14 protein-coding genes and 1 tRNA gene are annotated in these 16,392 nt (G+C 66.8%); 7 read left to right on the top strand and 8 right to left on the bottom strand.

Annotation, left to right across the window (positions count from 1 at the left end):
- Positions 1–106: 106 nt before the first annotated feature.
- Entirely contained in the window at positions 107–3,292 is a 3,186-nt protein-coding gene (locus tag HYU53_10405; GenBank protein MBI2221604.1) for a TonB-dependent receptor, read from the top strand.
- 92 nt (positions 3,293–3,384) lie between these two features.
- Here HYU53_10405 and HYU53_10400 read toward each other — a convergent pair whose 3' ends face one another.
- Complete coding sequence (locus tag HYU53_10400; protein MBI2221603.1) at positions 3,385–3,636, bottom strand: hypothetical protein; 252 nt, start codon at positions 3,634–3,636, stop codon at positions 3,385–3,387.
- A gap of 114 nt (positions 3,637–3,750) precedes the next feature.
- Here HYU53_10400 and HYU53_10395 point away from each other — a divergent pair, with 114 nt between their 5' ends.
- Complete coding sequence (locus tag HYU53_10395) at positions 3,751–4,842, top strand: S9 family peptidase (GenBank protein ID MBI2221602.1); 1,092 nt, start codon at positions 3,751–3,753, stop codon at positions 4,840–4,842.
- A 9-nt stretch (positions 4,843–4,851) separates the two neighbouring features.
- Positions 4,852–5,202 carry a hypothetical protein gene (locus HYU53_10390; GenBank protein ID MBI2221601.1) on the top strand — a complete coding sequence of 117 codons (351 nt, stop codon included), beginning with the start codon at positions 4,852–4,854 and terminating at the stop codon, positions 5,200–5,202.
- A 77-nt stretch (positions 5,203–5,279) separates the two neighbouring features.
- On the opposite strand, the gene HYU53_10385 is transcribed toward HYU53_10390, so the two are convergent.
- Positions 5,280–6,083: a hypothetical protein gene (locus HYU53_10385; GenBank protein ID MBI2221600.1), complete on the bottom strand. Its 804-nt coding sequence runs from the start codon at positions 6,081–6,083 to the stop codon at positions 5,280–5,282.
- 203 nt (positions 6,084–6,286) lie between these two features.
- On the opposite strand from HYU53_10385, the gene HYU53_10380 reads away from it, so the two are divergent.
- Positions 6,287–7,867: a peptidase S10 gene (locus HYU53_10380; GenBank protein MBI2221599.1), complete on the top strand. Its 1,581-nt coding sequence runs from the start codon at positions 6,287–6,289 to the stop codon at positions 7,865–7,867.
- On the opposite strand, the gene HYU53_10375 is transcribed toward HYU53_10380, so the two are convergent.
- Both HYU53_10375 and HYU53_10370 read right to left on the bottom strand, forming a co-directional pair.
- A complete protein-coding gene (locus HYU53_10375; GenBank protein ID MBI2221598.1) occupies positions 7,836–9,776 on the bottom strand; it encodes a TRAP transporter fused permease subunit in 1,941 nt (646 codons plus the stop codon). The genes HYU53_10380 and HYU53_10375 overlap by 32 nt on opposite strands.
- The gene (locus tag HYU53_10370; protein MBI2221597.1) at positions 9,767–10,765 is read right to left on the bottom strand and encodes a TAXI family TRAP transporter solute-binding subunit; all 999 of its coding nucleotides are present in this window, start codon (positions 10,763–10,765) and stop codon (positions 9,767–9,769) included. Before HYU53_10370 ends, HYU53_10375 begins: the two co-directional genes overlap by 10 nt.
- Positions 10,766–10,881: 116 nt before the next feature.
- Between HYU53_10370 and HYU53_10365 the strand changes: the two genes are divergently transcribed.
- Positions 10,882–11,697, top strand: a complete 816-nt coding sequence (locus HYU53_10365; GenBank protein ID MBI2221596.1) for an MBL fold metallo-hydrolase — start codon at positions 10,882–10,884, stop codon at positions 11,695–11,697.
- Between the two features lie 218 nt (positions 11,698–11,915).
- Here the strand turns inward: HYU53_10365 and HYU53_10360 are convergent, their stop codons facing one another.
- Complete coding sequence (locus HYU53_10360) at positions 11,916–13,118, bottom strand: type II toxin-antitoxin system HipA family toxin (protein MBI2221595.1); 1,203 nt, start codon at positions 13,116–13,118, stop codon at positions 11,916–11,918.
- A 38-nt stretch (positions 13,119–13,156) separates the two neighbouring features.
- Positions 13,157–13,573: a helix-turn-helix transcriptional regulator gene (locus tag HYU53_10355; protein MBI2221594.1), complete on the bottom strand. Its 417-nt coding sequence runs from the start codon at positions 13,571–13,573 to the stop codon at positions 13,157–13,159.
- A 588-nt stretch (positions 13,574–14,161) separates the two neighbouring features.
- Between HYU53_10355 and HYU53_10350 the strand changes: the two genes are divergently transcribed.
- Positions 14,162–14,557, top strand: a complete 396-nt coding sequence (locus HYU53_10350; GenBank protein ID MBI2221593.1) for a hypothetical protein — start codon at positions 14,162–14,164, stop codon at positions 14,555–14,557.
- A complete protein-coding gene (locus HYU53_10345) occupies positions 14,550–15,152 on the top strand; it encodes a Fic family protein (protein MBI2221592.1) in 603 nt (200 codons plus the stop codon). Before HYU53_10350 ends, HYU53_10345 begins: the two co-directional genes overlap by 8 nt.
- Before the next feature lie 417 nt (positions 15,153–15,569).
- On the opposite strand, the gene HYU53_10340 is transcribed toward HYU53_10345, so the two are convergent.
- Together HYU53_10340 and HYU53_10335 are read right to left on the bottom strand one after the other, a co-directional pair.
- Positions 15,570–15,645: transfer RNA gene (locus HYU53_10340), tRNA-Thr, on the bottom strand.
- Between the two features lie 41 nt (positions 15,646–15,686).
- Positions 15,687–16,091 (bottom strand): hypothetical protein, encoded by a 405-nt coding sequence (locus HYU53_10335; GenBank protein MBI2221591.1) that lies wholly within the window; start codon positions 16,089–16,091, stop codon positions 15,687–15,689.
- Between the last annotated feature and the right edge of the window lie 301 nt (positions 16,092–16,392).

Here is a 16,392-nt window from a genome sequence, read left to right as displayed (position 1 = left end):
AGAGACACGCCGCGATCCTGGCGTAACTCCACGTGCCGTGAACAACTTACCGCCTGATCTCGCGTGGCACACTTTCTGCTCGCCGGGCAGGTTCTCAGGAGGAGACATGCAGCTTACAGGGTTTGCCGCCCGCGGCGGTCGCGCGGGCGTTTTCGTGTTCATCGTGTTTGCGTTGAACGCGTGGCTCGCGGCCACGCCCGCACTGGCGCAGATGACGCGCGGCGGCGTCAACGGCACCGTGCGCGACGCGTCAGGGGCCGTCGTTCCCGGCGTGACGGTGATCGTCGTGAATGTCGCCACGAACCAGTCACGGGACACCGTGACCGATGCTGAGGGTTTCTACAGGGTCTCGGCGCTCGAGCCAGGGGACTACCTCGTTCGCGCTGAACTGGCCGGCTTCCAGACGGTCGAAACGCGCGGCGTGCGCATCGTCCCGGCGACCGAGGCGACCGTCAACGTCGAGCTGAAAGTCGCGGGGGTCGGCGAGGAAGTGACGGTCACTGCCGAAGCGCGCGCGGCCGAGTTGAACAAGACCAGCCCCACGATCGCCAACACCGTGAGCGCGCGGGCGGTCGAGCAGCTTCCCCTGCCGGGCGGACGCAACCTCAACAACCTGATCGCCACGGCGCCGAACGTGTCGAGCACCGGCGGCCAGGGCACGTACGCGGCCAACGGCCAGCGGTCGCGCAACAACAACTACATGATCGACGGATCGGACAACAACGACATCTCGGTGACGATCTCGACCACGCCGCTCGTGCCCGAGGCGGTCGCCGAGTTCCAGGTCATCACCAACGCCTACAGCGTGGAGTTCGGCCGCAACAGTGGCGCCCAGGTGAACATCATCACCAAGTCGGGCAGCAATCGCTTCCGCGGCGACGTGTGGGACTACTACACGAGCAGCGACTTCTATTCGCTCACGAACATCGAGAAGGCGAGCGGCCTGAAAGAGCCGGCACGCTTCAACCGTCACCAGGCGGGCTTCGACCTGGGCGGGCCGATCTTCCGGGAGAAGACGTTCTTCTTCGGCCTCTTTCAGTGGGACGGCGAGCGCCCCGGCGCGAGCCCGGGCACCACGGTGCGGATTCCGACGCCGGCCGGTTTCGCCACGCTGCAGAACGCGCCGCTGGGCGCCGGGCAGACCGCGGCGAGCCGCGCGGCGGTGCTCGAGCGGATCTCCTTCCTCCAGAACCTGTACTCCCAGAACCTGTCGTTCCGCAGCCTCCAGAACACGCTCGTGAACGGCCGCGCGATCGAAACCGGCCTGACCAACGTCAGCATCACCTCGCCGAGCACGGCCAAGAGCTACATCGCGCGGGTGGATCATCGGCTGACCGCCAACGACAACATCACCGTGCGCGCCGTGCACACGCCGCGTGAGCAGAAGGAGTTAATCAGCAACTGCGCGTTCGGCGCGCTGTTCTGCGGCAGCCAGGACCTGAAGGACACCAACTTCGCCGCGAGCAACACGCACATTTTCACGTCGCGGCTGCTCAACGAGTTCCGGTTCTCCCTGGTGCGCCGGGACCTGAGCTTCCCGGAGAACGATCCGAAGAGCCCGACGGCGACGATCGGCGGGTTCTTCACGGTCGGCGGCGCGTCGAACTTCCCGCAGGGCCGCCTGACCAACGCGTACCAGTTCTCGAACACGATGACCTGGACGCGCGAGAAGCACACCTTCAAGTTCGGCGCGGACCTGCGCTACAACGACGTGGACAACCAGGCGGCCTTCGACTCGAAGGGCACCTTCACGTTCAACAGCCTGCAGGACTACATGAACAACTTCGCGTCGCGCTTCGCCCAGGCGCTTCAGACCGCGAGCTGGGAGGCGCAGCAGTGGCAGACGTTCTTCTATCTGCAGGATGATTTCCGCGTCACTCCCGACCTCACGGTCAACCTTGGCCTCCGCTACGAGGCGAACGGCGCGCCGCTCGGCTTCTTCGGCGCGACGGATCCGGAAAGCCTCGCCGTCGGCGTGCCCGGGCCCGTCGAGGACGATCGGAACAACTGGGCACCGCGCGTCGGCTTCGCGTGGAGCCCGCGCGGGAACAACCGCTGGCTCGGCGACGGGAAGACGGTCGTCCGCGGCGGCTTCGGCATGGGCTACGACTTCCTGTTCTACAATCTGCTGACCGTCAACGCGTCGAACTACCCGCGGGTGGCGGTGGCCGAGTCGTTCAACGTGCAGAACCTGTATCCGAACCTGCTGGCGGGCAGCGCCTCGCCGGTGTTCAACCCGCTGAACCAGTGGGTCAATTCCGCGCCGGACACCGAAAATCCGGAGAGCCGGTTCTGGAGCGCGGACATTCAGCGCGAGCTTGGCCAGGTCATCCTGTCGGCCGGCTACACGGGCAGCCGCGGCTACAAGGGGATCAACCAGATCCACATGAACCCGGGCATCCTCACCGAGGCGCAGGCGGCCACGGTGATCGCGACCCGCAACATCAGCTCGATTCCGAACGTGCAGGCCCGCCGGCAGAATCCGGCCTGGGGCGGCCGCCTGCAGATCCCGGCGTACACGGGGCCCGGCGGCAACGACGTCGAGGCGCGCTCGTCGTATCACGGCGCGTTCGTGCGTGCCGACAAGCGCTTCTCGCACGGGCTCCAGTTTGGGGGGGCGTACACCTACGGGCGGTTCTTCAGCAACAACGACGCGTCGCTGGGCGAGGCCGGCACGGCGCAGTCGCCGCAGACCCCGCAGAGCTTCTTCGACTACGACAGCGAGTGGAGCGTGTCGGGCTTCGACCGCCGCCACCGCCTGGTGTTCACCTACCTCTGGGAGATCCCGGCGCCGAAGCGGGGCCTCCTGGGCGCGATCATCGGCGGCTGGCAGATCGCCGGCATCACGCAGACGCAGTCCGGCGCGCCGTTCACGATCCGCACCGGCGTGGACTCGAACGGTGACGGCAGCGCGGGCGGCGACCGCCCGAACATCAATCCGTCCGGATCGCTCGTGTGGAAAGACGACCACTCGTCGTTCACCAACAACGGCTACTACGTCACGCCGCTCGGCAACAACAATCTGCCGCTGGCCAACTCGATGCCGAACGGCGGCAACGCGCCCCGAAACGGCGAGCGCGGTCCCGGGTTCTGGAACACCGACCTGAGCCTGTCCAAGCGCGTCACGTTTTTTGGCGACCGCGCCTTCACGGTGCGGATCGACGGGTTCAACCTCCTGAACCAGGACAACAAGGGAACGCCCACCAACGCGATGAACAGCACCAGCTTCGGTGAGAACACCAACAACTGGGGTCGCCGCACGTTCACCTTCAGCGGCAAGTTCACGTTCTAGAACGGCTGAACACAAAAGGGGCGGTCCCCGAGCGGGGCCGCCCCCGTGTTTTCGAACCTGGCACCTGGCCTCTGGCACCTGGCCCCCGGCCTCTACGTCAGCACATTCAGCTCCACCGTCAGGATCTTCCGGCACTGGGAGCAGATCACCGCGCGGCCGCGCCGCGGCATCGTCGATGTGAAGTTGACCCTCGAGCGGAGCATGCGGATGACCGCCACCGTGCGGAGGGTCTGCTGACAGTGCGGGCACCGGCAGGCGTATTCGAGCGTGTACTCGGCCTCGCTGTCCCGCGCGGTCGTTTCCTCCGGGGCCTCAGCCGCCGCCGCAGCGTTGAAGTCCGCCATGTACGGGTTATCGGCCCTGGTCCCGGAGGGCGTTAGGCCTCCCCCTGGGAGGGCATGCCTCACGCCGCTGAAGTCATTCATCCGCGATACACTGCCCGCATTCGGAGGTCTTCCATGCGTTCGTTCGTCCCTGTCATCGCCTTCGTCTGCTTCGCAGCCGGGGCGGCCGCGCAGGCGCCGCAGCCTCAGCGCGCGCAGCCCACGGGCCAGCAGTCACGCCGGGAAGTCAAGCAGGATCCGGCGCGCGCCACGTTGCTGTACGTCAGCAACGATCCGGCGGATCACGCGCCCGCGCGGAACTTCCAGCGGGACATCGACCAGAAGGCGCAGATTGACGCGCGATACGCAGAGGCCTGCAAGGGGATCATCGATTACCAGAAGGTCACGTACCGCAGCAGCGTGGGCGATCTCGATATTCCCGCCTACGTGTTCCAGCCGCTGCAGACGCGCGGGCCGCGCGCCCACGCCGCGATGGTGTGGGTGCACGGCGGCGTCCACGGGAACTGGGACCTGGTGTATTTCCCCTTCGTGAAGGAAGCCGTCGCGCGCGGCTACGTCATCGTCGCGCCCGAGTACCGCGGCAGCACGGGCTACGGCGAGAAGTTCCACAACGAGATCGACTACGGCGGCCACGAAGTGGACGACGTGATGAGCGCCGTGGACTACATCAGGGTGAGCTTGCCGCATGTCGATCCGGAGCGGCTGGGCATCATGGGTTGGAGCCATGGCGGGTACATCGCCCTGTTCAGCGTCTTTCGCGACAAGACGCCGTTCAAAGCCGCGGTCGCGATGGTGCCCGTCACGAACCTGGTCTTCCGCTTGTCGTACAAAGGTCCCGGGTATCAGCACAGCTTCGCCACGCAGAAGCGGATCGGCGGCCTGCCGTTCGAGAAGCCGGATATCTACATCGAGCGGTCGCCGCTGTATCACGTCGACAAGCTGAACACGCCGCTGCTCGTGCACGTGGCCACCAACGACACGGACGTGAACTTCGTCGAGGACCAGCAGATCGTCGACGCGCTCCGTTCGCGCAAGCCGCATCTCGCCGAGACGAAGATCTATGTCGACCCGCCGCCCGGGGCGGCCGGCGGCGGGCACACGTTCAACCGGCGCACCGACCTGAAGACGCTGGAGCGGATGGACACGCCGGAGCAGATCGATTCGTGGAACCGGGTGTGGACGTTCTTCGAGTGGAACCTGAGATAGGACGCCTGGATGGCCGGACGCGTGGTGTATTCGACGGACAAGGGACGAATCTGCCCGGCGTGCGGCTGGCCCGCGCGCGATTGCACGTGCAGCACGCGGTCGGCCGCCGACGAGCCCGTTCCTACGCGGCTTGTTGCAAAGCTGAGGATGGAGAAGGCAGGGCGCGGCGGGAAGACCGTCACCCTTGTCGACGGCCTTCCGCGCAACGCCGCCTTCCTCAGGGGGCTGGCGCAGGAACTGAAGCGGGCGTGCGGCACGGGCGGTGCGGTCGTGGAGAACACCATCGAGCTGCAGGGCGACTTGAGGGATCGCGTGCGGGAGTTTCTGGTCAAGAAAGGGTTCGCGGTGAAAGGCTCCTGACCGATGGTCAGGGCGGGGCGCCGGCAGCGCCCGGAGAGCTGCTGCCGGCCGCCAGCGGGAACAGGGGCGGGAGCGCTCTAGGATCCGTTGTATCGGAACATCACGGTCTTGCTCTTGCCGACACCGATCGTGCCGAGGGTGTACCAGATCCGCATGTGATAGTCGGTGCCGGGAGAGGTCGGCGTCACCGCGGTCGTCGATGAACACGGGCCGCTGCCAATCGTCACCGGCACCGCGGTGGAGTGGGGCGTCCCCACCGTATGTGCGGAGAGCACGAGGGAGCGGATGTCGCGGGCCCAGGTCTGGTCTGTGGACCGGTCGAACGTGTCATCCAGCGCGTCCCCGTCCATGTCGGCGTCCACGTTGCGTGCGACGAGCACGTTCTCCAGCGCCGCGGGCGAGTTGTTCCTGATCGTCATGCTGATCAGCATTTCGCGCCGCGCTTTGTTCGGCGTGAACTTCTGGTCGAGGATGACCTTTCCATCGAGCGTTGTACGGCGGATGATGACCGGAAACGGCGCGGGGTCGAGAAAGATAGGAGGGCCAAAGCCACCTTCAAACGACGCCCAGTCGTAGTACCAGATGCCCGAGCCGGGGCCGTGGCAGATGCTGTACGACTCGTGGATGGGCGCGACGGCGATGTGCTCGGCGCCGTTCGGATACATGAGAGAAACCATGTTGCCGTGATCCGAGACGCAGAGAGAGAACAGGGTCGCCCCGGCGCCCACAGAGTACACACCGCCGCCACAGTTGATCGACAGCGGCTCGGGAGCGGCGGCCTCCGGCGGAGGCCAGCTTTCCTGCCCCGCGGCAACCGCCGGGATCATCAGCAGCACACATGCGGCCACCAATCCGGGAACCTTCCATGTCACTCGGTGCATAGATTCCTCCTGGAAGAGACGAACAGGCCCGCGGCTGCAGGCAATAGGAAACGCCGACACCTTGCGAGACGCATGCCCGGCCACCGTGGCGTTTCCGGCCTGTTTCCGGGCGTCGGCGGGGCAGCCCCGCGGGGAGTCAGCGCGCGGGGAGAACAAAGTCGCTCGGTGTATGATCCCGGTCGCCGTCATCCCGGAGGGTGTGCATGATCCATCGAGTCGTCCTGTCGTCGGTCATCGTCGTTTCGATTTCGGGTGTCCTGGTTGCGCAGCCGCGGCGGCCGGACCAACCCGCGCCGCGGCCGGCGCAGCAGGCCGCGCCCGCGCCGCGCGGCGTCGAGCCGGCCGCGACACCCGTGGCCGTCCCGGCGCCGCCGGTAGAGAAGCTCTCCGCGACGAGCCACGCGATCCAGCTCGACGGCCGCGAAATCCGCTACACGGCCACGGCCGGGACGCTGCCGATTCGCAACGACGCGGGCAAGCCGATCGCCAGCATGTTCTTTGTCGCGTATGCGCGCGACGGAGAACAGCCCTCCACACGTCCCCTCGCGTTTCTCTATAACGGCGGTCCGGGCGCCGCATCGGTCTGGCTTCACATGGGGTCGTTCGGGCCGCGGCGCGTCGTGATGGCCGCGGAAGGTTTCCAGCCCGCGCCGCCGTATCGCCTCGCCGACAACGAGCAGTCTCTGCTGGACGTCAGCGACCTGGTCTTCGTGGACGCCATCGACACGGGCTTCAGCCGTCCGGCGCCTGGAGAGGATCCGAAGCAGTTCCACGGCGTGCGCGGCGACATCCACGCGTTCGGAGAGTTCATCCGCACGTACCTCACGCGCTTCGATCGCTGGGCCTCGCCCAAGTATTTGGTCGGCGAGAGCTACGGCACCATGCGTTCCGCGGGGCTGGCCGGCGAGCTGCAGGACCGGCACGGGATCGAGTTGAACGGCATCGTGCTGGTCTCGTCGATCCTCGACTACCTGACCAAGGGGTACGCGCCGGGCAACGATCTGCCGTACGTATTGTTCCTGCCCACCTATACGGCGACCGCGTGGCACCATCAGCGGCTCCCGGCGGACCTGCAAGGCAGCCTGCAAAAGGCGCTCGATGAGTCTCGCGCGTTCGCCAGCGGCGACTACCTGGTGGCGCTCGCCAGGGGCAACCGGCTCACGCCCGCCGAGGAAAAGAAGATCGCCGAGAAGCTCGCGCGGCTGACCGGCCTTTCCACCGAGTACATCCTGCAGGCCAACCTGCGGGTGTCCGACATGCGCTTCCGGACGGAACTGCTGCGCGACCAGCGACGCACGGTCGGCCGGCTGGACGGCCGCATGACCGGCCTGAATGCCGATGCCGCGGCGGAGCGCCAGGAATACGATCCGTCGGACCTCGCGATCAAGGGGGCCTACACCGCGACGTTCAACGACTACGTTCGCCGCGAACTCAAGTGGGAGTCTGACCAGCGCTATCCCACGTCAGGGGACGTGCGGCCGTGGAGCTACGACGAATTCAACAACCGCTATCTCAACCTCGCCGACACGCTGCGCGGCGCGATGGCCAGGAACCCTCACCTCAAGGTGCTCGTCGTCAACGGCTATTACGACTTCGCCACGCCGTTCGGCGCCACGGAGCACACATTTGCGCACCTCGGCTTCGACGCCACGTACAAGGCGCGCGTGGAGCTGGCTTACTACGAGGCCGGGCACATGATGTACATCCGGCCGTCAGAGCACCGGAAGTTGAAGCAGGACGTCGCGCGGTTCATCAAGGCCGCATCTTCGTCCGCACAACGTTGAGCGCGATCGCGGCACCGAACAGGACAAGTCCAAACAGGTCGGAGAGCGGACCGGCGTAGAACAGCAGCAGGCCGCCGGCGGTCGCGAGCGCCCGCTCCGCGATGTTCGCTTCCGCTCGAATCCACCCGCCCAGACCGGCGCCGAGCGCGAGGATGGCGATGAGCGCCGTGGCGGTGGCGATCGCGACCTCGCTCGCGGTTCCCTGCATCAGGAGTCCCATCCCCTCCGGGCTGAGCGTGAACGCAAACGGGAAGACGAACGCCGGCAACGTGTACTTCCAGGTCAGCACCATCGTGGGGACCGGCTTCGCCCCGGTGATCGCGGCGGCCGCGAAGGGCGACAGCGCGGTTGGCGGGCTCACCTCCGACAACACGGCGTAATAGAAGATGAACATGTGTGCCGCGAGATCCGGCACGCCCACGTTCGTCATCGCCGGTGCCACCATGACCGCCGCGATGATGTACGACGCGGTGACGGGCACCGCGAGCCCGAGCATCCAGATCGCAAGGGCCGAATAGAACACCGTGAGAAACAGGTGCCCGCCCGCCAGGTCGACGATCAGGCCGGAGATTTTCAGTCCGAGCCCCGTCAACGTGACCGTTCCGACGATGATGCCGGCCGTGGCCGTGGTCGCCGCCACGGGCAGCACGCTCCGCGCGCCCGTGCCCAACGCGGCCAGCAGCCGGCGCGGCCACAGCGCGTGCGCCCGATCCGCGAAGCTGAGCGCGACCGCGATGAGCATCGAGAGGAACACCGCGCGGCATGCCGACAAGCCGAGGACGAGCATCAGCGGGATGCCGACAACCGCCAGGAAGTGATAGCCGCGGCGCTTCGTGAGCTGCCACAGCGGCGGGGAAGCGATGGGCACCGGCCGCGCGCCCATTCGTCTCGTGTCCGCCTCGATCATGAGGAAGATCGAAAGGAAATAGAGCAGCGCGGGGATCGCCGCCATCGCGATCACCTTGAGATACGAGACGTGCAGGAACTCGGCGATGATGAAGGCCGCCGCGCCGAGCGCGGGCGGGCAGATGATCGCGCCGATCCCCGCGGCTGACAGGATCGCGCCACCCACGGCGGGCCTGTATCCGGCGCGCCGGAGCATCGGCCACGCGACCGAGCCCAGCGTGACGGTGTTCGCCACCCCGCTGCCGGACACGGTGCCCAGCAGCAGCCCGGCCACGGTCACGGCCCGCCCCGGGCCGGCGCCTCCCGTCCGGCCGACCGCCGCCAGCGACCAGTCGAGAAAGAACGCTCCGGCGCCCGAGGCGGCCAGCACGGCGCCGTAGATCGAGAACAGGATGATGTAGCTGGCCGCGACGTCGAGCGGCACGCCGAACACGCCCTCGAGCGTCATGCAGAGCGTTCCGACAATGCGCGCGAGATCGTAGCCGCGGTGCGCGATCGCTCCGAGGCCGACAAGATCGAGCAGCGGTCCGTAAAACGTGTAAAGAATGAACCCGGTCGCGGTCACCGGCAGCACCCATCCCGCGGTGCGCCGCGTGGCCTCGAGCACCAGCACGATCACGACCGCGCCGAGGAGCACGTCGCGCCCGGTGGGATCGGCGGCGCGGTAGATGAAGTTGTCGAAGTCGATCAGCGGCCACGCGAGAGCGACGGCGGCCAGTGCGATGAAGAGCCAGTCCAGCGCGGCGACACGCACGCGATCGCGTGGGTCCGCCGTGCCCGGATACAACAGGAAACTGAGCGTGAGGACGATCAGCAGGAAGCTGGCGCGATAGACCAGCGGCTGCACGATGCTGACGACCCAGTAGAGCGCGTACGCCGCCAGGGATACCGCCAGCGCTGCGGCCAGGCGCGCCGGCCATCCGGTCAGCTGCCGCGCAGGAGATCCAAGCTCCTCGTCGGGTGCGGTGCCGGGCGGCCCCTCCCCGAGCGCGGTTATCTCCACGCGCCACGCTCCCGGTAGTAGCGCACGGCGCCAGGATGAAACGGCACCGGAGAGCCCCGCGTGGCGCGGTCGAGGCTCAGCTTCCTTGCCTCCGGATGAATGGCCGCGAGGTCCCGCTGCTTCTCGAAGAGGACCTTCGTCAGCTCGTAGGCGAGATCATCGCTCATCGTGTCGTCGACGACGAGCGCGTTCGCGACACCGACGACGCCGATATCGGAGGTGACGCCGGGGTACGTGCCACGGGGGATCACCAGCCGGAAATACAGCCCCGGCGTGTACATCGACTGCAGCGCCGGCAACGCGTCGTCATTGGGAATCAGCTTCGCGGTGACGTTGATCGTGCTGGCGAGGTCGAGCAGGGACGCGGTTGGCAGGCCGCCGCTCCAGAAGAACGCGTCGATCTTGCCGTCCTTGAGCGCATCGACAGACGCGTTCACGCTCAGGCTCTGTTTCCGGATGTCTCTGTCCGGATCGAGTCCCGCGGCCCGCAGCAGGCGGAACGCGATCACCTCCGTGCCGCTGCCGGGGGACCCGGTGGAGACGACGCGGCCGCGAAGGTCCGCCAGGCGTTCGATGCGCGTTCCTTCGATCGTGGCGACGTGCGTGTAGTTCGGGTAGAGCACCGCGAGCGCGCGCGCCCGGACCGGCGCTTTCGCAAACGGCCCCCGCCCGCGGGCCGCGTCGTCGAGCGTGTCGGTGAGCGCGAACGCGATGTCCGCCTTCCCGAGCTGAATGAGCTTGAGGTTGTCGACCGACGCGTTGGTGACTTCGGCCGTGGCCTCGACGCTCGGGATCGACCAGCCGATCACCCGCGCCAGCCCGCCGCCGTACGGGTAGTAGACGCCGCCGGTATTGCCGGTTGCGATGGACAGTCGCAGGGTGCCGCCATGCCTCCTTGCGTATTCGCGCGGATTGAAGCCGGCGGCGGCGAGGCCGATGGCCACGAGCACGAGAAGGGCGAAGACGATGGCAGGCAGTCGTGATTTCACGGGAACCAGCGGGGCATTCTACACCCCGGGCCGCCGCGCCGCTGCTCGTCGTGCGTCATCCTCCGCGCGCTAAGATATGAGCCGCCCGTCGGCACCGTCACGAGAAACGCAGCGCCATGATCGAGTCCGCACACTACGGCGACGTCACGTACTTCCGGGTGGCGCGCACATACGCCGGGCGCGCGCTGTACTGGACCGGTGTGTACTTCGTGGACGGCCTGCTCGTGGATTCGGGCCCGCCGAATGCGGCGCGGGAAGCCGGATGCCTCTTCGCGGATCTCGGCGTTCGTGCCTGCGCGACCACGCATCATCACGAGGACCATTCGGGCAATCATGCGCTGCTGAACGAGCGGTTTTCGATCGTGCCGCTGGCCCACGCCGCGGCGACCGGGCGCGTGGCGCGGCCCGAACCCCTCCACTTCTATCGGCGACTCGCGTGGGGCAACCCGCGGCCCGCCGCCTGCGCTCCCTTTGGCGAGTGGGTCCACACCGACAGGTTCCACTTCCGCGTCATCCACACCCCCGGTCATTCCGACGACCACGTCGTCTTGTACGAGCCGGATCGCGGCTGGGTGTTTACCGGAGATCTGTACCTGGGGCCGCGACTCAAATACCTTCGAGCCGACGAGGACGTGCACGCGCTCATGGACTCGCTAGGTCGCGTCGCGGCGCTCGAGCCGCGGGTCCTTTTCTGCCAGCACCGCGGCCGGGTCGGGCACGCCACGCGCGCGTTGCGCGACAAGCTCGAGAGCCTGCTGGAGCTGAAGGCGCGCGTCGAGCAGCTTCACTCGGCCGGATGGTCCGCGACGGACATCGCGGGAAAGCTGCCGGGGAACGATCTGCTGTGGCGCGTGTGGACAGGAGGGCACTTCTCGAAGCTGAATTTCGTGCGGGCGATTCTTCGCCGGGGTGAGTCGCCGGCGGGCGACTGAAATCGCCCGGGGCGGCGGTCCCCGTGCCAACCAATGGGCAAACATAGGACCGGGATGTTGATGACGTGAAACATCCGCCGATAGCGCACGCCTTCGCCGGAACCTCATCGGAGTCCTCCGTGACGCCCGGGACGGCGCGGTTCGGGGAGAGGCCGGCCTCGAGACGACGCGTGTGGGCAGGTGCCGGCATCTGTGTTGGCCCCTTGTGTCAGTGCCCGCTAAAGCGGCACCGTCACCATGTGTTTCTCGATAGCTGCCCGAATACGATCGGGCAGCGTGCGGGCGGGTTCGTGCGTGGGCCACAGGTCGTGCACCCGGGCGGCCGTTTCCCGCGCGGTCCGTACCACCAGGCGATCGGGCAAATCCGCCTTCTTCGCGAGTCGCCGGAACCGCTCCAGGTCGACCTCCGCGAACGCCTTCGTGCCGCCAAGCGACAACGCTAATCGATCGCCCGGGATGTAGGGAACCGTGGCGACGAGATCGTAGGCCGGCGCGAGCGTTGCCGTGCGCCGGTCTCGATAGATCAGCGACCAGTTCTTCAGGTGGGCGTCGGCGTTGCCGACGAGCGCGTTGAACGCAAGCCGCCGGATATATTCGGTGATGGCGGCTTCTCCCGACTCGAGCCACAGGACGCGCGCGATGCTGGCGTAGCTCGCCGCGTGGTACTTGTCCTCCGGGTACAGCCCAAACACCTGCGCGAAATCTTCGATGTGCACGCGCTCGCCGTCGCCGGACCGATCGAAGCGACGCACGGCCAGGCTCACCCCGAAGGCTTCGGGCAGATCATGTGGCAGCCGGCCGATGTCGTTCGTCGAGACGAGGCGCACTTCGGGGACGTCGATGCCGGCGGCGCGGGCCAGCGTCATCATCGCGTATTCGTTCTCCGGCACGGCATCGAACCGCGGGGAGGGCAGCTTCACAACCCAGTCGCCGCCGACGCCGTCGACCGGCAGCGTCAAGCCTTTCGAGGTCTCCATCAGCGCCGAGAACTTCAATTGCACGCCGGCCAGGGAAAAACGGAACGGCCGATCGTCGCGGCCCCTGCGTGGTCGCTCGTCATCGACCGCAGGTGGCGGCGCGCCGCCGGCGGAGCCGACTTCAATCGCGCCCGGCAGGTCGGCGCCCAGCAGCCAGAGGAGAAAGAACTCGCGATCGGGGTGGATTCCGCCGCGGGCGGCGAGATACTCCCGGAGGTGCGCCTCCGGCAGCAGATTGGAAAAGAACGGCGGCAGCCGGACGCGGGTGGGGCGCGCCTGCTCGACCAGGCCGCCGTCGGCGGCCTTGAAGCCGAGGCTCAGGGTCGGACGCTCGTCGCCGGCCTTGAGGTACGCGCGGTCGAAGGTGAAGATCAGCGCCTCGTTGCCGAGATGCGTCAGCGCGCCGACCAGTGTCTCGCCGAGACGCACGTCCAGCGTCTGCACGGAGCTGCGGGCGCGCGCGCGCGCGGGCGATTGAGCCGTCACCGTCGCTCCGTGCGCGTGCGACGCTCCCGCGCGGTACGGGCGCCACGTTCATCAGTGCCGCCGATTTCCACACGCGGCTCATCGCCGAGGGCGTCCTCGTTCTCGTCGCCGAGCGAATAGAGCGGCCGGTTCGCATCGCCGTCGGCGCGCAGGAGGCCAACAACCACGGTGATCAGACGGCGAGGGATGAGCATCACCTCGAGGTCCAGCACTCTGGCCACGTTCTGGATGGTCGACAGCCGGGGGTCGATCGTGGCGCGCTCGAGGTCCGAGATCTGTCGCTGCCCGAGCCCCAGCTTGCCGGCGAGGTCCTGCTGACTGAGCTGCTTCTTCAGGCGCGCCTCACGGAGGATGCCTGAAAGCGTCGGCCGGCTATCACGTTTTCGTGATTGAGTCGGCCTGGTATCACTCACAGGTGATTTTGTGCGCTGAGACATGCACTAATTGTATCACTATTAAGTGATATAATGACTGTATAATCACTATTGAGTGATGCGCCCTCGAGGCTCGTGCGGCGAGCATCGAGGCGAGCCCGAGGAGACGCTTCGTCGCGTCAGGACCTACCGAAAGGTGGACCCGGACTTCGAATCGGCGATCGCCGACTTCGCCGAGGCAGAGGCCGAATTGGCTGTTGGGGACCCGGTGGAGGGCCAGACGACTCGCGCGGAGGGACCGCTCGGTGGCTCGCGGCCGGCGAGAGCGCGACGCCTCGCTTCATCAAGTGAGCTCCGATCGTCACTCGGTCTCGATTACACATCAACGCAATTCCGGACGCGCGGCCGCGTCATCTCTCGGCTCAGACGTCCCTTCAGTGGGGCCGTCCCCCGCCCAGAAGCGGCGGCGCTCGACTTCTGAGGCGAACAGGTCGACGTGTTCACCCGCGGAAGGCCGAGCGAAGGTGTTTGCGGCCAAGCGTAGGTTCGCGAGAACCCGCCCGATCAGTAACGATGTCGCTATCCTGTTTTGATATCAGAATGTCATTTTGCTATCATGAAGACGTCATGAAGGGTAAAGGCGTCGTCCGCTCACGTCGGCACCGCGATCCCAGTTCATCCAGGCGAAGAGGCCTGCGCAAGGCGACGACTTTTCGTCTCGATCCTCGCTTCCAAAAGGGGTTGGCGTTGCTTGGCGAGGTGCGAAAGGTGCCCTTGAACCGACTCGTCAACGAAGCGGTCGGCGAGTATCTCGAGGCTCGCGCGGCGAGCGTCGAGGCCGAGCTCGAGGAGACGCTGCGTCGCGTCAGGGCCTACCGACAGGCGGACCCGGACTTCGAATCGGCGATCTCCAAGTTCGCCGAGGCAGAATCCGAATTGGCCGGTGAGGACCCGGTGGAGGGCCAGACCACTCGCGCAGAGGGACCCACCCAACGGTTGGTGCGCGAGCTGATTCGTGGCTGACTGGGACGCCGACAGCCCGCGCCTCCGGCAAAACCTCATCGAAGTTCTCCGGGACGCGCGGGACCGCGCGGTTCGCAGGGACGTTCCAACGGTCGAGGACGCGCGGCGCTGGCAGCGCGACACGATGGCCGGCCTCACGGCACCCGACGAGAAACACGTGGGACGCTTCCGTGGAGAGGCAGGCCTCGAGACGACGCACGTGTGGGTCGGTTCGCACGAAGGCGTGGCGCCCGAAAGCGTTGACTCGGAACTCGCGGCCTTCGAACGAACCCTGCAGAGAGTCGTGGCCGCGCTGGACGCGCGGTACCCGCGCGGTCAGGCATTGGACCGGGATGGCCTTGCGGCTGTCATCGATTTGTGCGCATGGACGCATGCCGAGTGGATTCGGATCCACCCGTTTGCCAACGGGAACGGCCGGACAGCGCGGATCTGGGCGAACGCCCTGTTGATGCGGTACGGCCTTCCTCCGGTGGTCCGGCTCCGCCCGCGCCCTGATGGTGGCTACGGCCGCGCCGGCGCGGCGGCCATGGAAGGCGACTGGCGGCCGACGGCCGTGGTCTTCCGGCGGATGCTCGGCGAGCCGTTGACGTCATGACTCTCGGCGACGAGGCTCCGTCAGGCCTGCAGCTTGCGGTACGGTTCGTCGCCGGAGACCGGCAGGGGCCGTGCGATCATCGCCACCAATATTGCTATTGCGGCAAAAATGATGGCGACATATACAGTGCTGCGGTCCCTCGAACAAACATCACTCGGATTCCCTCACTCAACCGCGTCCCCCTATCCAACGAACGGCCGTCCCCGAGCGGTCGACGAGGTCGTCGTCCTCGCGAACGTCCTGAGCCGACTCACCCTCGTGGTGGACCGGAAAGGTCGGACCCTCAAACGAGCGCTGTTCTCCACTAATCGCTCGTCCGAAGACAGCCGGCAGTTCACTCCGTCGGATCACGGGCCCTCGATGGCAGCGGCGCACGACCAGTGGCGACCATGTGCTGCCTATTTTTACTGGGAAACCTGGAGCCGGCGATCAGACTTGAACTGATGACCTGCTGATTACGAATCAGCTGCTCTACCAACTGAGCTACGCCGGCCTGGGCGGGAACTTTCAGTCTAACACAGCGGCCGGTCGCCCCTACACCGGCGGCGCGGCTGCCTGCGTCGACCCGTTGAACAGCCGCTCGGTCTCCTTCGTCAGCAGCACCCACAGCCCATAGATGCCCACCGCGGTGCCGATCGGAAAATTAATCAGGCAGATCACGCCGAGCACGATCCCCAGGATGCGCGCCCACGGCCGGAGCTTCAGCAGCCCCCACCCGGTCACGAGTCCCGGCAGCGAGAAGAGCAGCAGCACGGCGCCGAGGGCGGTGCCGGCGATGCCGAGAATCGGAACCGCGATCGCGGCGTCTTCCGGCGAAGCCGACATGCCGACGATGCTCGCGGCCGTGCCCGCGGCGAAAAACATCAGGAGCGCCACCAGCAACCCGATGCTGCTCAGGACGATGTAAAGGACGGCGAGGACCTTCACGTGGGTCAGCATGGGGCAGAGTATACACGGGGGTTCAAGACGGGGGGTTCAAGACGGGGGGTTCAAGACGGGGAGGTTCAAGACGGAGGTTCAAGACGGAGGTTCAAGACGGAGGTTCAAGACGGAGGTTCAGAACGGTGAAAGTAGCTGGGACATATCGGGAGTCGCCGGTGGAGGACCCTCCCGCGCTGACCCTCCCGCGCTGAACCTCTGTCTTGAACCCCCCGTCTTGAACCTCCCGTGCTGAACCTCCCGTCTTGAACCCCTCGTGCTGAACCCCTCGTGCTGAACCCCTCGTGCTGAACCCCTCGTG

The sequence above is a fragment of the Acidobacteriota bacterium genome (assembly GCA_016184105.1).
Classification (GTDB): domain Bacteria; phylum Acidobacteriota; class Vicinamibacteria; order Vicinamibacterales; family 2-12-FULL-66-21; genus JACPDI01.
The sequence above is the reverse complement of the archived record's forward strand: the minus strand, read 5'-3'. Positions and strand labels throughout refer to the sequence as shown.

What these genes read in the sequence shown, in the direction of transcription:
- HYU53_10365 (MBI2221596.1), top strand. Translation starts at nt 10,882, where the DNA reads ATGATCGAGTCCGCACACTACGGCGACGTCACGTACTTCCGGGTGGCG.
- HYU53_10335 (MBI2221591.1), bottom strand. Translation starts at nt 16,091, where the DNA reads ATGCTGACCCACGTGAAGGTCCTCGCCGTCCTTTACATCGTCCTGAGC.
- HYU53_10400 (MBI2221603.1), bottom strand. Translation starts at nt 3,636, where the DNA reads ATGGCGGACTTCAACGCTGCGGCGGCGGCTGAGGCCCCGGAGGAAACG.
- HYU53_10405 (MBI2221604.1), top strand. Translation starts at nt 107, where the DNA reads ATGCAGCTTACAGGGTTTGCCGCCCGCGGCGGTCGCGCGGGCGTTTTC.
- HYU53_10350 (MBI2221593.1), top strand. Translation starts at nt 14,162, where the DNA reads ATGAAGGGTAAAGGCGTCGTCCGCTCACGTCGGCACCGCGATCCCAGT.
- HYU53_10380 (MBI2221599.1), top strand. Translation starts at nt 6,287, where the DNA reads ATGATCCATCGAGTCGTCCTGTCGTCGGTCATCGTCGTTTCGATTTCG.
- HYU53_10395 (MBI2221602.1), top strand. Translation starts at nt 3,751, where the DNA reads ATGCGTTCGTTCGTCCCTGTCATCGCCTTCGTCTGCTTCGCAGCCGGG.
- HYU53_10390 (MBI2221601.1), top strand. Translation starts at nt 4,852, where the DNA reads ATGGCCGGACGCGTGGTGTATTCGACGGACAAGGGACGAATCTGCCCG.
- HYU53_10385 (MBI2221600.1), bottom strand. Translation starts at nt 6,083, where the DNA reads ATGCACCGAGTGACATGGAAGGTTCCCGGATTGGTGGCCGCATGTGTG.